Origin of the sequence: Jatrophihabitans sp. GAS493, from assembly GCF_900230215.1 — a bacterium.
Taxonomy (GTDB): Bacteria; Actinomycetota; Actinomycetes; order Mycobacteriales; family Jatrophihabitantaceae; genus MT45.
The window spans coordinates 1,912,391-1,926,791 of record NZ_LT907982.1 but is presented as its reverse complement, the minus strand read 5'-3'; the positions used below and the strand labels follow the sequence as shown (position 1 = coordinate 1,926,791).

The window sequence follows — 14,401 nt, the reverse complement described above, 5'->3', positions numbered from 1 at the left end:
ACCATCGGCCGTCCTCCCACTCGTGCGGTACTGCTCAACCGCCCTGCGGCGGCTGGTAGGGGACTTAGCCCTCTACGGTGATGCCCATCGAACGAGCAGTGCCGGCGATGATCTTCGCGGCCTGGTCGATGTCGTTGGCGTTGAGGTCTTCCATCTTGGTCTGGGCGATCTCGCGGACCTGGGCCTGGGTGACCTTGGCGACCTTGGTCTTGTGCGGCTCGCCGCTACCCTTCTCCACACCAGCCGCCGCGAGCAGCAGACGCGCTGCCGGCGGGGTCTTGGTGATGAAGGTGAATGAACGGTCTTCGTACACGGAGATCTCGACCGGGACGATCTGGCCGCGCTGCGACTCGGTCGCGGCGTTGTAGGCCTTGCAGAACTCCATGATGTTCACGCCGTGCTGACCGAGCGCAGGGCCGACCGGCGGCGCCGGGTTGGCGGCACCAGCCTTGATCTGCAGCTTGATGATCGCGGCTAGCTTCTTCTTGGGAGGCATTGTCTTCTCTTCTTCTGGTGGTTACTTGATTGAAAACTTAGATCTTTGAAACTTGGCTGAAGGACAGCTCGACCGGAGTCTCGCGCCCGAAGATCGAGACCAGCACCTGCAGCTTCTGGTGCAGCGGGTCGATCTCGGAGATCGTGGCCGGCAGGGTGGCGAACGGACCGTCCATCACCGTGACCGACTCACCGATGCTGTAGTCGACGGTCTCGACAATCTGCTTCTCCGTCGACGTCGGCTTGCCACCGGCCATGACTGCGGCCTTCTCGGTGGCCGGAGCCAGGATCTTGACGACCTCGTCGATCGTCAGCGGCGACGGGCGCGAGGTGGCGCCGACGAAACCGGTGACGCCCGGGGTGTTGCGAACCGCACCCCAGGACTCGTCGTTGAGGTCCATCCGAACCAGGATGTAGCCCGGGAAGACCTTGCGGTTGACCGTCTGCCGCTTGCCGTTCTTGATCTCCAGGACCTCTTCGGTCGGCACCTCGACCTGGAAGATGTAGTCCTCCATGTCCAGCGAGGTGATCCGGCTCTCCAGGTTGGTCTTCACCTTGTTCTCGTAGCCGGCGTAGGAGTGCACGACGTACCAGTCACCGAAGGCGGTGCGCAGCTCGCGACGGAGCACCTCGATCGGGTCCTCCTCCGGCTCGTCGGAGTCAGCCGGAGCCGGCTCCACCGCCTCAGTGCTGTCATCGGCGCCGGTGAGGATGGCGACCGAATCGTCGTCGCTGTCGGTGCCGGCCTCGGCGATGAGCGAGTCGGCCTCGTCGTCGTCAGCTCCGAGTAGGTGTGCGGCCTCGGCGATGTCGAGGTGCTCGTCGTCACCGGCGCCGCCGTTGGCGACGTCTTCGGCGGCCAGGGACTGCGCCTCGTCGGCCACATCGGCGGTCGGGGTACCCGAACCGGCCACGGCGAAGGGGTTGCGCAGGTCGCTGCGGTCATCGGCAGCGCTGTCGAAGTCGGACACAATCTCTCTTTCTAGCTTTGAGTTACTCGGACTCGCCAGGTTCGGCGACTGGTACGGCGGGGGATACGGCAGATGCGGGAGCAATCAGCCGCTAACCGAACAACCAGACGACGAGCTTGGTGAAGGCGATGTCGAGCCCGGCCACCAGCGACACCATGATCACCACAAAGACGATGACGACGATGGTGTACGTGATGAGCTCCTTGCGGGAAGGCCAGATGACCTTGCGCAGCTCGGAGACCATTTCGCGCAGGAAGCGAATGACGAACCAGCCACGCCCGCTGGACGGACGCGACGAAGACTTCTCGGTGCTGGTCGCGGTCACGATCGCTCCTTTCGAAGGTGTCCGATTCGGCTCGGACCCCGGTATTGCTGACATATGCCTGCCGGCCGGCAGACAACCTGACTGAACTACAGCTGACTGATCGAAATCTCTATGACTCGTTCAGCCATGGCAGGGGCGACAGGACTTGAACCTGCAACCACCGGTTTTGGAGACCGGTGCTCTACCAATTGAGCCACGCCCCTAAGACCTGCTACTGCTGCTTGCACATCTACGCTTACACAACTACAGACCTGAGTTTGCGCATGCTGACGCACACCCAACTCGGGTCCAGTTGTCGAGTGTACGTGGCAATCCGCCAAGGTCCAAGCGCGGTCCAAGCGCGGCCAACCGCGGTCCAAGCCGTCCGGAGCTGACCGGAATCAAGGGCAAGCGTGCGGGCCCGCACGCCCGGCCGGGATAACCGGGTCGCGAGCACCCACCCCGATCTGGGACCATGGCAGGCATGGGAAACACCTCAGGCCACCGCATCTCTGACCGTATCGCCGCCATCGCCGAATCCGCCACCCTCGCGGTGGACGCGAAGGCCAAGGCCCTCAAGGCCGCCGGACGGCCGGTCATCGGCTTCGGTGCCGGTGAGCCCGACTTCCCGACGCCGGGCTACATCGTCGACGCCGCCGTCCGGGCCGCCCACGAACCCCGCAATCACCGCTACTCCCCCGTCCCCGGACTGCCCGAACTCCGCTCCGCGGTGGCCGACAAGACACTGCGCGACTCCGGCTACCAGGTGGAGGCCGCCCAGGTGCTCATCACCAACGGTGGCAAGCAGGCCGTCTACAACACCTTCGCCACCCTGCTCAACCCGGGCGACGAGGTCATCGTCATCGCCCCCTACTGGACCACCTACCCCGAGGCGATCGCCCTGGCCGGCGGCAAGTCCGTGGTCGTCGACACCGATGAGACCACCGGCTACCTGGCCTCGGTGGAGCAGTTGGAAGCCGCCGTAACGCCGCGCACCAAGGTGCTCCTCTTCGTCTCGCCCTCCAACCCGACCGGCGCGGTCTACCCGCCGGATCAGGTCGCGGCCATCGGGGCCTGGGCCGCCGGGCATGACCTCTGGGTCGTCACCGACGAGATCTACGAGCACCTGATCTACGGCGACGCGCAGAACGTCTCGATCGCCACCGCCGCCCCCGAGCTCGGCGACAAGGTGATCATCCTGAACGGGGTCGCCAAGACCTACGCGATGACCGGCTGGCGGGTCGGCTGGATGATCGGACCGGCCGACGTCATCAAGGGCGCTTCGAACCTCCAGTCGCACGCCACCTCGAACGTCTCCAACGTGGCTCAGATGGCGGCGCTGGCCGCAGTCTCCGGCGATCTCAGCGCGGTCGCTGACATGCGGACCGCCTTCGACCGGCGCCGCCTCACCATCGTCTCCATGCTCAGCGACATCCCCGGCATCGTCTGCCCGACCCCGGAGGGGGCGTTCTACGTCTACCCGTCGGTGAAGGGGCTGCTCGGCAAGTCACTGCACGGACGCGTCTCGACCACCTCGGCCGAGCTCGCCACCACCATCCTCGAAGAGGCCGAGGTGGCGGTCGTGCCGGGAGAGGCCTTCGGCACGCCGGGGTACCTGCGTCTCTCCTACGCCCTCGGCGACGACGACCTGGCCGAGGGGATCAGCCGGATCGCCAAGCTCGTGAACGACGCCGACTAGTGGACTGATGCCCACCGCTAGCTAAAGCGGCTAGCGGTTGGTCAGCCACTCGTGGCCGACCTTCTCCTCCGTCTTGATGGCCTTGATGATGAAGGGCGCGGTCACCTTCTCGACCTTGCCGCCGAGCAGCGGGATCGCCGCCTTCAGCTCGGCTCGCACCGCGAGGGCGGAGCCGTTCGGGGTGGGGACGAGGCGCATATTGCCACGCATCTTCATCGGTTGGCCGACGAAGTCCAGCGCGACCTGAACGTCGCGGCCTCCGTCGTCCGCCGGCGGACCCCAGGTGAGGATCTCGTGCACCTTGATGCCGTGGCGGGCGAAGTTTCGCAGCAGCTCCGGCAGCTCCGCGGTTGACAGGGTGCGCTCCACGCTGACGACCGTATTCGGCCCATCGGTGGTGACGGCCTGGGTGAAGCTGAGGGCGTCGCTGGCCGCGCAGCGCTTCTCGATGAACTCTGGGTCGGTCAGCATCTCGAAGACCGCCTGAGGTGGAGCGGGGTGGGTCAGGTCCAGTTCGATCATCATCCGAGACGCACCACCGCACGCGCCCGACCCAGCACGGTCTGCCCATTGACCGTGGCGGTCAGGTCCACCCGGACGGTGTTCTCGCCGAGCTTCTGGGCGACGGCGGCCGAGACATCGAGCGTCGCCCCGTCGGCGTCGGAGACGACCACCGGGCGGACGAAGCGCACCCCGTAATCCAGCACCGCGCCAGGATCGCCAACCCAGTCGGAGACCACTCGGACGCTGAGCGCCATCGTGTACATGCCGTGCGCGATGACGTCGGGCAGGCCGACCCCTTGAGCGAAGCGCTCGTTCCAGTGGATCGGGTTGAAGTCACCCGACGCGCCGGCGTACTGCACCAGGTTGAAGCGCTGGATCGGAAACTGCTGCGCCGGAAGCGCCGTACCGACCTCGACATCTGCGTAGTTGATCATGCTGTTCCTCGGGCCACGATCGTCGAATAGGCGGTAAAAACCAGGGATCCGTTCTGATCGACAGCGTCGCTCTTGGTACTGATCAGGTCATTGCCGGCGGCCTGGCGAATCGACTCGACCGAGACCACGACACTGAGCTGATCACCGGCTCGGATCGGACGGGTGTGCACGAAGCGCTGCTCACCGTGGACCACGCGGGAGTAATCCAGACCTAGCTCAGGGTCGCCGATCACCTGGGCACTGGCTCGCATCGAGACGACGATGGCCATCGTGGGCGGTGCGATCACGTCCTGGTAGCCGAGCGCCTTCGCCGCCGCCGAGTCCCGGTAGACCGGGTTCCAGTCTCCGATCGCTTCGGCGAACTCGCGGATCTTCTCGCGCCCTATCTCGTAGCTGTCAGTGGGCGGGTACGTCCGACCGACGAACGACTGGTCCAAGCTCATGAGCTGACGTTAGCCCATGGGAGCGCTCAGGAGGTTAGGTCGACGGCGATCTCGAACGGCGGGGCGCCGAATCCCTCGACCCGGTATCGACCCCACGGGTCGACATCGCTCAGTGACGTACTCACCTCCGCGTACGGCGAGCGCAGCGTCACGCGGCGCGTCCCCCCGTGCACCAGCGCAGCGACCGCCGGGTCGGCCTCCAGGCGTCCGTACCAGCTGTACTTCCCGCTCAGGGGATCGAAGTGGCCGGTCAGGGTCGCCCCCACGGTCACGCCGGCGACGCCGTTACCGACGAGCTCCACCGGGCCGGTGTAGCCCTCCTCGACCGGCTCGCCATCCTCCGCGCTGTTGGCGCTGAATTCCGTCTCGTCGGTCATGTTGTCTCCGAGTTTCGTACTTCGTCAGGAAGCGGCATCGCCAGATCGAGGCTCAACCCGGCACGGGCGAGGTAGCCCGAGATTGCGTCCCAGATGAACTCGTAAAGGGTGGTGCAGAGTTCGTCGCGTGGAACCGTCTGGTCGATCACCCACCAGGTGAGGGTGTTCTCGACCAGGCCGACGATCGCGTGGGCGGCGATCTGCGAGATGACCGGCTCGGCGCCGAGCCAGCTCAGAATGGCATTGAGCAGGCCGGCCAGCTTGGCCGCGACGGAGGCTTCGATGTTCTCCAGCGGCTGCGACCCGCTCGAGGAGCGGACGCGCAGGAAGTGGTAGAGGCGAGGGTGCGCTTCGACCCATTCGGCGATCGCCGTGACGGTGGCCAGAATCATCTGGCCCGGGGTGTCCTCGGCCTCAAGGGCGGTGACGATCAGTTCGACGATCTCGTTCGAAAGGCTCGCGGCCATCGCCTGAGTCAGATCGTCCTTGTCACGGAAGTAGCGATAGAGCACGGTGCGGCTGACGTGGGCTGAGCGGGCGATCTGGTGGACGCCGACCTCGATGCCGTACTCGTCGACGGCGCGGACTCCCGCCGCGACAATCGCCGCCCGCCGCTGCTCCCGGTGCTCATTCCAACGGTGGCTGCGACCGTCGGGAAGCCGCTCGGCGCCCGCAGCATCCGGTGCCGATGCCGGGTCAGCGGTCAGAGTCGAAACGGGCGCCGGGTTGGAGCTGGGAAGTCGATCAGTTGGCAGTGTGCGGGACACTCGACAACCGTAGGCGGAAGTATCCGCGACGCCAAGCACTGTGAAATTCTTCCCACACCCGAATCCCCGGTGTCCAGATGCAGAAAACCCCCGGCAGGCTCAGGCCTGACGGGGGTTTCGCGTCGAAATCGCTAGCTGACTAGCGGGTCTCGCGGTGCTCAGTGTGCTTGCCGCAGTTCGGGCAGAACTTCTTCAGGTCAAGACGGTCCGGGTCGTTGCGCCGGTTCTTCTTGGTGATGTAGTTGCGGTGCTTGCACTCCTGGCACGCCAAGGTGATCTTGGGACGGACTTCGGTGGCTGCCACGGTGTTGCCTCTCGGATTCGTAAATGACCAGATGATGCACTGATCACGGTGCTGCAAGTAATTCTAGCTAGAGATCGCGCTGTCCGTCTCTGGCCACGTAGCGAGGGCCGGACTTGAACCGGCGACACAGCGATTATGAGCCGCTTGCTCTACCAACTGAGCTACCCCGCCCCTGTGCTACTGGTCGTGCTACTGGTCGTGCTACTGCGCTTGATGCTGGTACTGATGACACTGCTGAAATTGCCTTACAGCTGGTAACGCTGGGGTCTTGCACTGCCAGAGCCCCCTTACGGAATCGAACCGTAGACCTTCTCCTTACCATGGAGACGCTCTGCCGACTGAGCTAAGGGGGCACGCACACCGACGTGAACGCGCCAAAAAATGACGGCGATCACGGACAACTGCGCCGTCGAAAGACGATACACGATCCCTGGCGTGGGATGAAAACGAGATCGGCTCACCAGCGCCAGATCACGCTGTGTCACGACACACACAGCCCAGCGTGGCTGAACCCGACCAGTCCGGCGACGCACCTTGCTGCGGACATAGTGGGGCCCAGGTGGTCGCACGGGGAGAAGATCACCTGGGCCTTAGGCTCAAGTATGAACAGAAGGTAGTCAACGTGCAACCATTTGTGAAACTAAAGTAATCGCCGCTTCACGCGCATCGGACACGGTGGCTCGAGTCGTGGCCCGCCATTCCAGAACCCCCGCCAGAGAGCCTTTCCCAGAAAACCCTCCCCCGGAAACGCAGCGGCCCCCGGGAGCGAACTCCCGAGGGCCAAGGCGGTGGCGGGTGTTGGGTTTGAACCAACGTAGGCTGAGCCGGCGGTTTTACAGACCGCTCCCTTTGACCACTCGGGCAACCCGCCAGGGATGTGCTGCCGACAAATCGGCAACGGTGTCGAAGTTTACAACAGAAGATCACCGTCGCTGACATCCGTCATCGCCCGCCCACCTCAATCCCGAAAGAAAGGTCCCAGAACATGGCTGATCCGTCGTTCGACGTCGTTAGCAAGATCGATCGCCAAGAGGTCGACAACGCCCTCAACCAGGCCTCCAAGGAACTCGCGCAGCGCTTCGACTTTCGCGGCACCAACAGCTCGATCGACTGGTCGGGCGAGCTTGGCATCACGCTGAAGGCCGACACCGAGGAGCGCGTCGTCGCCGCACTGGAGGTCTTCAAGGAGAAGCTGATCAAGCGATCGATCTCACTCAAGGCCCTCGACGCCGGCGAGCCGGCATCCTCGGGCAAGCAGTACCTGATCCATGCGACCATGCAGCAGGGCATCGACTCCGACCAGGCGAAGAAGATCGCCAAGATCATCCGCGACAACGGCCCGAAGGGCGTCCAGGCGCAGATCCAGGGTGACCAGCTGCGGGTCAGCGGAAAGAAGCGTGACGACCTGCAGGCGGTAATCGCCCTGCTCAAGGACGCCGATACCGGTGTCGCCCTGCAATACGTCAACTACCGCTGACGCGCGTACCCGTAGACCTGAGAGAAGGCAGTTCAACGATGAAGGGCATCATCCTCGCCGGTGGGTCAGGCACGCGCCTGCATCCGATCACCCGCGCCGTCAGCAAGCAGCTGCTGCCGGTCTACGACAAGCCGATGATCTACTACCCGCTCTCGACGCTGATGCTGGCCGGAATCCGCGACATCCTGATCATCACCACACCCCACGACCAGGATCAGTTCGTTCGCCTGCTCGGCGACGGTAGCGAACTCGGGCTGAACCTCAGCTACGCCGCCCAGCCGGAGCCGAACGGCCTGGCCCAGGCGTTCGTCATCGGCCGCGACCACGTCGGGTCCGACACCGCGGCCCTCGTGCTCGGGGACAACATCTTCTACGGCCAGGGCCTGGGCACCCAGCTTCACACAGCGGCCGAGTTGACCGAGGGCTGCATGCTCTTCGGCTACCGCGTGAGCGACCCCGAGCGCTACGGCGTCGCAGAAGCAGGCGCTGACGGCACGCTCATCTCGATCGAGGAGAAGCCGGCGGTCCCGAAGTCGAACATGGCCGTCACCGGCCTGTACTTCTACGACAACGACGTGCTGGAGATCGCGCGGACGCTGCAGCCGTCGGCTCGGGGCGAGTACGAGATCACCGACCTGAACAACATCTACGTGGACAACGGCGCGGCGAAGCTGGTCGACCTCGGCCGCGGCACGGCGTGGCTGGACACCGGTACCCATGATTCGCTGCTGGAGGCCGGGCAGTTCGTGCAGGTGCTGGAGCACCGGCAGGGCGTGCGGATCGCCTGTATCGAGGAGATCGCCTTCCACAACGGCTTCATCACGGCCGAAGAGACGTACGCGCTCGGCGAGAAGCTGCAGAAGTCGGGCTACGGGCGGTACGTCATGGACGTCGCGCGCGGAGCAATACGATGACCCCGACGACGACCGCGATGCCGGCAGACGCGGCCAGCAGCACCCACAGCAGCTGACCGGAGGAGGCTTCGGTCGAGTCGGGCGTCGCGATCGCGCTCGATCGGGCGATCGGCGCGACCGGGGTGGGGGTCGCCACCGGCGGCAGGGTCAAGGTCACCGCATAGACACCGGAGCCTGATTTCTCGCTGTCGATGAGAAGACCGACCTGACGCGGGGTGTGCACCGTGCCCGTCACGCTCGTGAAGGCGATTCCCTCGCCCTGGGGTTGGGCCGGGAGATCGAAGGAGAGCTGGGGTTGCTGCAGGGCCGCCGCCACGTCGCCGCCGTTCACCCGCCAAAGGTGCGCACTGGAGTAGGTGCGCAGCACCAGCAGTGACCCGTCCGGACTGAACGCGCCACCGGTGACCATGAAGCCGCCGGCCACCCCCACCGGTCCGTTGGTGGCGCTCGCATCGTCGGTCGGCCCGACGGAGATCGAGGCGATTCGCTGGAGTTGCTGGACGCCGGTGGTCGGCTGCTGCGGCACCAGGTACACGTTGCTCGATCCGCTGAAGGTCTTGGTCGCGATGTAGAGGCGATGACGCAGCGGGTCGAACATCAGCGACTCGGCGTTCTGGGCGCCGTCGGGGTAGCGCAGCTTCCAGGTCTTGGTCGGCGTCACCGAGCAGGGCACCCCCCGATCGGATGCGGCGAGCGTTGGCTCCGGAACCTGGTAGACGGTGATCGAGTCCCGCGAGCTGTCGTTGTCTCCGATGTCGCCGATCCAGATGTAGGCCTTGCCGTCGACGTCGTGACCGCCGGCCATATCCTCCCAGTCGACGTTCGTCGCCGAATGGACGGTGCAGACGGCCACCGTCGCGCCCGTCTCGGCGTTCATCGCGAAGAACCGGGCCGAGTCTCCGCTGTCATTCTGGGCGTAGAGGACGCCGGGTGACTTCGACCCGACCACCAGGCCGCTGGCCTCGTCGATGGCCGGGTCACGCAGGTCGAAGAGCCGCCGCGAGGACGCCGTGAGCGTCACGTCGGAGCGCGGCGCCATGAGCGCGACCGGGGCGGGCGAGTCAATCGGTGCGGCGGCGGCCGGGGAGCCGCTGGGGTTGAGGCTGACCAGACTGGCGATACCGGCGAGAAGGCCCAGTGCAGCGACCAGGCGATGGGTGGCGGGCGGCGCGGGCCGGCGTCTTTGCACGGGACCACCATAGGGGAGCCACCCGGAGCGTCTACTGAGAGGCGGGCTCCAGTTCAGGTCGGTCCGGTCCACCGACTGGGCGGCGCGTCATCGCCCCGAGCAGGCCGCAGGCGACGAGCGTCAGCACGCCTCCGACGAGGACCAGCCCGACGTACGGGTCGCTGGCTTCGACCCGATCCTGCTCCTGGTGGCCGGCTGGATCGAGCTGCGGCCAGTAGGACCCGGGCGACGGGTCGGGGACGCTACCCGGGAAGAGCGCGTACGTCGCCTGCGGGGCGGTGAAGATGAGCAGCGACGCGAAGACGGCCGCACAGAGCCCGGCGAGCAGGCTGGTTGCGCTGGGAGCACCCGACCAGGCCGTCAGAGTCATCGCGGCTACCCCGACCAGGGCCGCCACCAGCAGCGCCGCGACGGCGAGTAGGCCGGTGTCGACGTAGGACTGCAGCAGGATCACGACGTACCAGACCAGGCCCGCGCCCGCGCTGAGCAGCCCGACGACGGCCAGCCCGGTCGCGTCGAACGGCGAGCGTTGCGAGGTAGCCAGCGCAACGGTGACGGCGACGCCGACGAGCAGCAGGGCGGCGATCCCAAACGCGAGGGCGGAGATCGCGTCGGGTGGTGTGGGGTGCTGCTGACGTTGCGCGAAGCGGAGGTCGGCCAGCATGAAGAGCATCAGCACACCGATGGTGGCGTACCCGCCGGCCCGCAGCACTCGCCCCGCCGGCGCATCCGCGACCGGCCCGAAGGGCGGCAGCCAGGCTCGACTGCGGGTGCGCCGAGCCACGACCGACACGCTCGCCAGCAGGAGCACCAGCACCACCCCCTCCAGGCGAAGCGGCAGGTAGCGAACCGTGCCGGCGAGCACCAGCCCGACGACCACGGCGGCCAGCACGAGCAGTGAGCCGAGGACGCTGCGCAGGGTTGTCCAGTCGCTGACGATCACCTTGACGCAACTGCGGGCGAAACGCCGCCGCTCGCCCGGCTCGTCGATGGAGTCGAGTTCGGCCCGCATCGCCTCGCCCCACTCGCGACGCGTCGGCGCGACGGCCGCCCCGACTGCGGCGAGAAGCCAGCTTGCGGCATCCGCGCGGCCGCCGGCCGGCTTGGGCTGGGCGTTCATGCGACACCGGCGGCCGGGCTGACACGCGCCCGTCGACTCGCTGTCGGGGCTGCGGAGCGATCAGCCGCCGCGAGCTGCGGCGAGAGCTCGGCGGCGAGCGCCACCCCTCGGGTCGTGAGACGGTACAGGTGCCGCGGTGGCCGCCCCTGGGGCGCCTCGCTCTCCCAGGAGGCCTCCAGCAGGTCGCGGTCACAGAGCCGGATCAGGATCGGGTAGAGCGATCCGGCCTTCAGTCCGACCTGCTGACCCAGCTCGTAGCCGTAGCGCCAGGTCTGGGCGTCGGCGGCGAAGGCGCGGAGCACCGCGATGGTCTGGGGCGACGGTCGGCGAGCCATGGAAGAACTCTATATAGGTAGCGAACAGCTGGCAATACTTGCCCGTCGCTACCTACCGCCGGGGATCAGCGCAGGAAACCCGGGTTCTCCTGAGCCATCCGCTGCAGCCGGGCGATGCGCTCCGGCATCGGCGGGTGGGTGGCGAAGAGCTTGCTCATCCCCTTCGCGCCGAATGGGTTGGCGATCATCAGATGGCTGGTGGTGACCAGTGTCGGGTCCTGGGGAAGCGGTGCGGCGTTGGTGCCGGACTGCAGCTTGGCCAGCGCGCTGGCCAGGGCCAGCGGGTCGTTGGAGAGGATCGCGCCCGACTCGTCGGCCTGGAACTCGCGCGAGCGGCTGATCCCGAGCTGGATGATGCTGGCCGCGACCGGAGCCAGGAAGACCATCAGCAGGCCGGCGATCGGGTTGCGATCACGGTCGTCGCCGCCGCCGAAGAAGAGCGCGAAGTTCGCCACGAAGGTAACCGCGGTCGCGAAGGTGGCGGCCACCGAGGAGATCAGGATGTCACGGTTGTAGACGTGGCTCAGCTCGTGACCGAGAACGGCCCGCAGCTCGCGCCGATCGAGGATCTGCAGGATGCCCTCGGTGCAGCAGACGGCGGCGTGGCGCGGGCTGCGTCCGGTCGCGAAGGCGTTCGGCGACGCCGTCGGCGATACGTAGAGCCGCGGCATCGGCTGGTGCGCGGCTGTGGCGAGTTCGCGAACAATTGAATACATCGCCGGCTGCTCAGCCTCACTCACCGGGCGGGATTGCATGGAACGCAGCGCGATCTTGTCGGAGTTGAAGTAGCTGAATGCGTTGATCGCCAGAGCCAGGAAGAAGGCGATGATCAGCCCGCTGCGGCCGAAGAAGAGGCCGCCGAGGAGTAGCAGCAGACCGGAGAGGGCTCCGAAGAGCACCGCCGTCTTGAGGGCGTTGTTGGTTGAATGCACACCGATGCAACGAACGGGGGCACCTCAGACGTTCCCGGGTCCCGATCTGGGCGACCGACCACGCTCGACAGTGAACTCGGGCGCAGTCAGTAGCTACAGCCGCCGCTCAACTGATTGACTTACTGCGTGTCCGCAATCGATCACCTCATACATGACAACGACCACTACGTCAGCTCCTTCCCCGGGGCCCGACCGGTCCGGCCCAAGCTGCGGCTGACCGTCGTCACCTGCATGGACTCCCGCCTGGACCTCTTCGGTGCGCTCGGCCTGGACATCGGCGACGCACACCTACTCCGCAATGCCGGTGGGGTGATCACCGATGACGTGCTCCGCTCCCTGGCCATCAGCCAGCGGGCCATCGGCACTCGCGAGATCGTCCTCATCCACCACACCGACTGTGGCATGTTCAACTTCAACGACGACGAGTTCCGCGCGACGCTGGCCAGCGAGACCGGAGAGGCCCCGCCCTGGCGGGTGCCCGGGTTCACCGACCTGGTCGAGGATGTGCGACTCTCCCTCACCCGGGTCCGCGAATGCCCCTGGCTGCCCTACCGTGACTCGGTCCGGGGCTTCGTCTTCGACGTCGCCACCGCTCGCATCACCGAGGTGACGACCTCCGACGCGACCTCCGACGCGAATTCGCAGACCGCCGGGCACTGACGCGACCGGCAGCCAAACTGTTGGCCGTCAGGCCGTGAAGTCGGGCTCCGGGTCTTCGGTGTCCAGGGTGGCCAACCGCACCATGGCCCCGTCTTCGACGTCATAGAAGTTCATGGTCGTCAGCGGCGAGGAGTAGGCATGAATACTCACGGCTGGCTTGTCGGAGGTGTTGCGGACGTCGTGGACGTAGTTGCCGTCGAAGCCGACGCTGCGCCCGGCCTGGTGGGTGCGCTCCCGCAGGCCTCCGGCTCCGCGGCCGGTGCGCGTGTAGACGGCCTCCGACAGCTGCCCGCTGATAACGGTGAAGGATCCGGACGAGCCTCCGTGATCGTGAAGCTGGGTGCCCTGGGTTGGCATCCAGCTGATCAGCCAGACATCGACGCGCTGGTCGCGGTAGAGCCGTTGATGCCAGCGTGTCTCGGCGTCGTACTGGAATGGGTACATCCCGGAGCGGACCTCGTCGGCCAGGAAACGGGTGAACTCGACGAGCTGGATGGGGTTCAACGGCTCGGAGGGCAGGACTGAGGGGTGATGCGGCGCGGGGAGGCGCCCGATGGCGGTCATCTAACTAACTCCATAGTTGGACAGATCGACCCGCAGCGCGCTGATTCAAGGAGATCTATGCGCGGGCACGAGCCGGAGGGGACGGGGAAGGTTGAATGGCGGGGTTACCCGCACCTACATCCCTCGTCGAACTCATCTGCCCGGCGACCGGCCCAGAACACGTCGAGAAGCCCGCCCTCAGCGGGTCGCCCGTGTTCGCTCGGCACCATTGCGCCAGTATGCCTGGCCGGCGACCGTTTTGTCTACTCGACAAGTAGAGAATGCCGGGTGATCCGCATCGCATCGCGGCGGGCGGGACGAACCGGAATTGACGCGGTCAGGCGCTCCAGCGGAAGGAGGCCATCAACTCTTCGATGCGGTGCCGGACCCGGCCACCGGCGTCGGCGCGCAGGTCGAACTCGGCGACCAGCGCCAGTTTGCCGTCCGGGCAGGGGAGAAGGAATCGGCTGGTGCCGGCGTCACTGTCCACGTCGAGCATCTCAGCGGCGACGGCGCCTTCGCGCACCTCGATCGCCGGCGGCACGTCGTCGTCGAGCAGCCCGACCATCAGGACGCCGCTGATCGAGTGCAGTTCATCCTCGGCTGCGACCGCAGTGCTGAGGGTGGCCAGCACCGGCGCGCCGTCAAGGTCTTCGGTGTGTCCCAAATCTTCGGACGTGACTACCAGCCAATCGCGGCAATCCATCTCAAACGCCGGCACTACGATGTCACTCTGCACGTTGATCCCCCAGTGATCGCTGCGAGCCGCCACCCCCGCTGATGCACAGGCACGAGCGGCGGAAGCAGGTGGTGAGACGATGGTGCACCCCTGCACCGTCGCTACTACTGACCCCCACGACCGTTCCCAGGCGGCATTGTGTGAATCAGTGTGAATCAGGGTGTCGCACAATCCTTGCTCAGCAATCGTCCAAT

The 14,401-nt window shown here is 66.2% G+C and carries 20 protein-coding genes and 4 tRNA genes; 5 read left to right on the top strand and 19 right to left on the bottom strand.

From position 1 onward, the window contains the following. Nucleotides 1-64: 64 nt before the first annotated feature. From rplK to CPH63_RS08770, 4 genes are all read right to left on the bottom strand, one after another. Nucleotides 65-496 (bottom strand): 50S ribosomal protein L11, encoded by a 432-nt coding sequence (gene rplK / locus CPH63_RS08785; protein WP_096302547.1) that lies wholly within the window; start codon nt 494-496, stop codon nt 65-67. 37 nt (nt 497-533) lie between these two features. Further along, entirely contained in the window at nt 534-1,379 is an 846-nt protein-coding gene (nusG, locus tag CPH63_RS23395) for a transcription termination/antitermination protein NusG (RefSeq protein WP_371364907.1), read from the bottom strand. A gap of 178 nt (nt 1,380-1,557) precedes the next feature. Continuing rightward, nucleotides 1,558-1,791, bottom strand: a complete 234-nt coding sequence (gene secE / locus CPH63_RS08775; RefSeq protein ID WP_241895852.1) for a preprotein translocase subunit SecE — start codon at nt 1,789-1,791, stop codon at nt 1,558-1,560. A 127-nt stretch (nt 1,792-1,918) separates the two neighbouring features. Continuing rightward, nucleotides 1,919-1,994, bottom strand: a tRNA-Trp gene (locus tag CPH63_RS08770). 260 nt (nt 1,995-2,254) lie between these two features. Between CPH63_RS08770 and CPH63_RS08765 the strand changes: the two genes are divergently transcribed. Then, complete coding sequence (locus CPH63_RS08765) at nt 2,255-3,469, top strand: pyridoxal phosphate-dependent aminotransferase (RefSeq protein ID WP_096302545.1); 1,215 nt, start codon at nt 2,255-2,257, stop codon at nt 3,467-3,469. Nucleotides 3,470-3,499: 30 nt separating this feature from the next. Here the strand turns inward: CPH63_RS08765 and CPH63_RS08760 are convergent, their stop codons facing one another. From CPH63_RS08760 to CPH63_RS08730, 7 genes are all read right to left on the bottom strand, one after another. Continuing rightward, complete coding sequence (locus CPH63_RS08760) at nt 3,500-3,994, bottom strand: DUF2505 domain-containing protein (RefSeq protein ID WP_096302544.1); 495 nt, start codon at nt 3,992-3,994, stop codon at nt 3,500-3,502. After that, a complete protein-coding gene (locus CPH63_RS08755; RefSeq protein WP_096302543.1) occupies nt 3,991-4,407 on the bottom strand; it encodes a MaoC family dehydratase in 417 nt (138 codons plus the stop codon). Before CPH63_RS08755 ends, CPH63_RS08760 begins: the two co-directional genes overlap by 4 nt. Continuing rightward, on the bottom strand, nt 4,404-4,850 hold the full coding sequence (locus tag CPH63_RS08750) for a MaoC family dehydratase N-terminal domain-containing protein (protein ID WP_096302542.1): 447 nt from the start codon (nt 4,848-4,850) through the stop codon (nt 4,404-4,406). The genes CPH63_RS08755 and CPH63_RS08750 overlap by 4 nt, the downstream gene beginning before the upstream one ends. Nucleotides 4,851-4,876: 26 nt before the next feature. After that, on the bottom strand, nt 4,877-5,227 hold the full coding sequence (locus tag CPH63_RS08745; RefSeq protein ID WP_096302541.1) for a DUF4873 domain-containing protein: 351 nt from the start codon (nt 5,225-5,227) through the stop codon (nt 4,877-4,879). Continuing rightward, nucleotides 5,224-5,994 (bottom strand): TetR/AcrR family transcriptional regulator, encoded by a 771-nt coding sequence (locus CPH63_RS08740; RefSeq protein ID WP_157749395.1) that lies wholly within the window; start codon nt 5,992-5,994, stop codon nt 5,224-5,226. The genes CPH63_RS08745 and CPH63_RS08740 overlap by 4 nt, the downstream gene beginning before the upstream one ends. Nucleotides 5,995-6,133: 139 nt before the next feature. Beyond that, the gene (gene rpmG / locus CPH63_RS08735; RefSeq protein WP_091360257.1) at nt 6,134-6,298 is read right to left on the bottom strand and encodes a 50S ribosomal protein L33; all 165 of its coding nucleotides are present in this window, start codon (nt 6,296-6,298) and stop codon (nt 6,134-6,136) included. A gap of 98 nt (nt 6,299-6,396) precedes the next feature. After that, nucleotides 6,397-6,469, bottom strand: a tRNA-Met gene (locus CPH63_RS08730). Between CPH63_RS08730 and CPH63_RS23390 the strand changes: the two genes are divergently transcribed. Next, on the top strand, nt 6,434-6,556 hold the full coding sequence (locus tag CPH63_RS23390) for a hypothetical protein (RefSeq protein WP_256385823.1): 123 nt from the start codon (nt 6,434-6,436) through the stop codon (nt 6,554-6,556). The two genes, CPH63_RS08730 and CPH63_RS23390, sit on opposite strands and share 36 nt — an antisense overlap. Before the next feature lie 22 nt (nt 6,557-6,578). Here the strand turns inward: CPH63_RS23390 and CPH63_RS08725 are convergent. Continuing rightward, nucleotides 6,579-6,651, bottom strand: a tRNA-Thr gene (locus CPH63_RS08725). 436 nt (nt 6,652-7,087) lie between these two features. Next, nucleotides 7,088-7,169, bottom strand: a tRNA-Tyr gene (locus CPH63_RS08720). A 114-nt stretch (nt 7,170-7,283) separates the two neighbouring features. On the opposite strand from CPH63_RS08720, the gene CPH63_RS08715 reads away from it, so the two are divergent. Then, nucleotides 7,284-7,775 (top strand): YajQ family cyclic di-GMP-binding protein, encoded by a 492-nt coding sequence (locus CPH63_RS08715; RefSeq protein ID WP_096302539.1) that lies wholly within the window; start codon nt 7,284-7,286, stop codon nt 7,773-7,775. Nucleotides 7,776-7,813: 38 nt separating this feature from the next. After that, complete coding sequence (gene rfbA, locus CPH63_RS08710) at nt 7,814-8,689, top strand: glucose-1-phosphate thymidylyltransferase RfbA (protein ID WP_096302538.1); 876 nt, start codon at nt 7,814-7,816, stop codon at nt 8,687-8,689. On the opposite strand, the gene CPH63_RS08705 is transcribed toward rfbA, so the two are convergent. From CPH63_RS08705 to htpX, 4 genes are all read right to left on the bottom strand, one after another. Continuing rightward, entirely contained in the window at nt 8,658-9,878 is a 1,221-nt protein-coding gene (locus tag CPH63_RS08705) for a hypothetical protein (protein WP_096302537.1), read from the bottom strand. The genes rfbA and CPH63_RS08705 overlap by 32 nt on opposite strands. A gap of 31 nt (nt 9,879-9,909) precedes the next feature. After that, entirely contained in the window at nt 9,910-10,998 is a 1,089-nt protein-coding gene (locus CPH63_RS08700) for a hypothetical protein (protein ID WP_096302536.1), read from the bottom strand. After that, nucleotides 10,995-11,333: a PadR family transcriptional regulator gene (locus CPH63_RS08695; RefSeq protein WP_096302535.1), complete on the bottom strand. Its 339-nt coding sequence runs from the start codon at nt 11,331-11,333 to the stop codon at nt 10,995-10,997. The genes CPH63_RS08700 and CPH63_RS08695 overlap by 4 nt, the downstream gene beginning before the upstream one ends. Nucleotides 11,334-11,398: 65 nt before the next feature. After that, nucleotides 11,399-12,265: a zinc metalloprotease HtpX gene (gene htpX / locus CPH63_RS08690; protein ID WP_096302534.1), complete on the bottom strand. Its 867-nt coding sequence runs from the start codon at nt 12,263-12,265 to the stop codon at nt 11,399-11,401. Between the two features lie 126 nt (nt 12,266-12,391). Between htpX and CPH63_RS08685 the strand changes: the two genes are divergently transcribed. After that, nucleotides 12,392-12,925, top strand: a complete 534-nt coding sequence (locus tag CPH63_RS08685; RefSeq protein WP_206745667.1) for a carbonic anhydrase — start codon at nt 12,392-12,394, stop codon at nt 12,923-12,925. A gap of 27 nt (nt 12,926-12,952) precedes the next feature. Here CPH63_RS08685 and CPH63_RS08680 read toward each other — a convergent pair whose 3' ends face one another. Together CPH63_RS08680 and CPH63_RS08675 are read right to left on the bottom strand one after the other, a co-directional pair. After that, nucleotides 12,953-13,489, bottom strand: coding sequence for a cysteine dioxygenase family protein (locus tag CPH63_RS08680; protein ID WP_096302533.1), 537 nt, complete (start codon nt 13,487-13,489; stop codon nt 12,953-12,955). 316 nt (nt 13,490-13,805) lie between these two features. Further along, a complete protein-coding gene (locus tag CPH63_RS08675) occupies nt 13,806-14,207 on the bottom strand; it encodes a hypothetical protein (protein ID WP_157749394.1) in 402 nt (133 codons plus the stop codon). Nucleotides 14,208-14,401: the final 194 nt, after the last annotated feature.

Bases quoted from the DNA above. Each gene is read 5' to 3' on its own strand.
- rplK (WP_096302547.1), bottom strand. From the start codon at position 496: ATGCCTCCCAAGAAGAAGCTAGCCGCGATCATCAAGCTGCAGATCAAG.
- CPH63_RS08765 (WP_096302545.1), top strand. From the start codon at position 2,255: ATGGGAAACACCTCAGGCCACCGCATCTCTGACCGTATCGCCGCCATC.
- CPH63_RS08760 (WP_096302544.1), bottom strand. From the start codon at position 3,994: ATGATGATCGAACTGGACCTGACCCACCCCGCTCCACCTCAGGCGGTC.
- CPH63_RS08755 (WP_096302543.1), bottom strand. From the start codon at position 4,407: ATGATCAACTACGCAGATGTCGAGGTCGGTACGGCGCTTCCGGCGCAG.
- CPH63_RS08750 (WP_096302542.1), bottom strand. From the start codon at position 4,850: ATGAGCTTGGACCAGTCGTTCGTCGGTCGGACGTACCCGCCCACTGAC.
- CPH63_RS08745 (WP_096302541.1), bottom strand. From the start codon at position 5,227: ATGACCGACGAGACGGAATTCAGCGCCAACAGCGCGGAGGATGGCGAG.
- CPH63_RS23390 (WP_256385823.1), top strand. From the start codon at position 6,434: ATGAGCCGCTTGCTCTACCAACTGAGCTACCCCGCCCCTGTGCTACTG.
- CPH63_RS08715 (WP_096302539.1), top strand. From the start codon at position 7,284: ATGGCTGATCCGTCGTTCGACGTCGTTAGCAAGATCGATCGCCAAGAG.
- rfbA (WP_096302538.1), top strand. From the start codon at position 7,814: ATGAAGGGCATCATCCTCGCCGGTGGGTCAGGCACGCGCCTGCATCCG.
- CPH63_RS08700 (WP_096302536.1), bottom strand. From the start codon at position 10,998: ATGAACGCCCAGCCCAAGCCGGCCGGCGGCCGCGCGGATGCCGCAAGC.
- CPH63_RS08695 (WP_096302535.1), bottom strand. From the start codon at position 11,333: ATGGCTCGCCGACCGTCGCCCCAGACCATCGCGGTGCTCCGCGCCTTC.
- CPH63_RS08680 (WP_096302533.1), bottom strand. From the start codon at position 13,489: ATGACCGCCATCGGGCGCCTCCCCGCGCCGCATCACCCCTCAGTCCTG.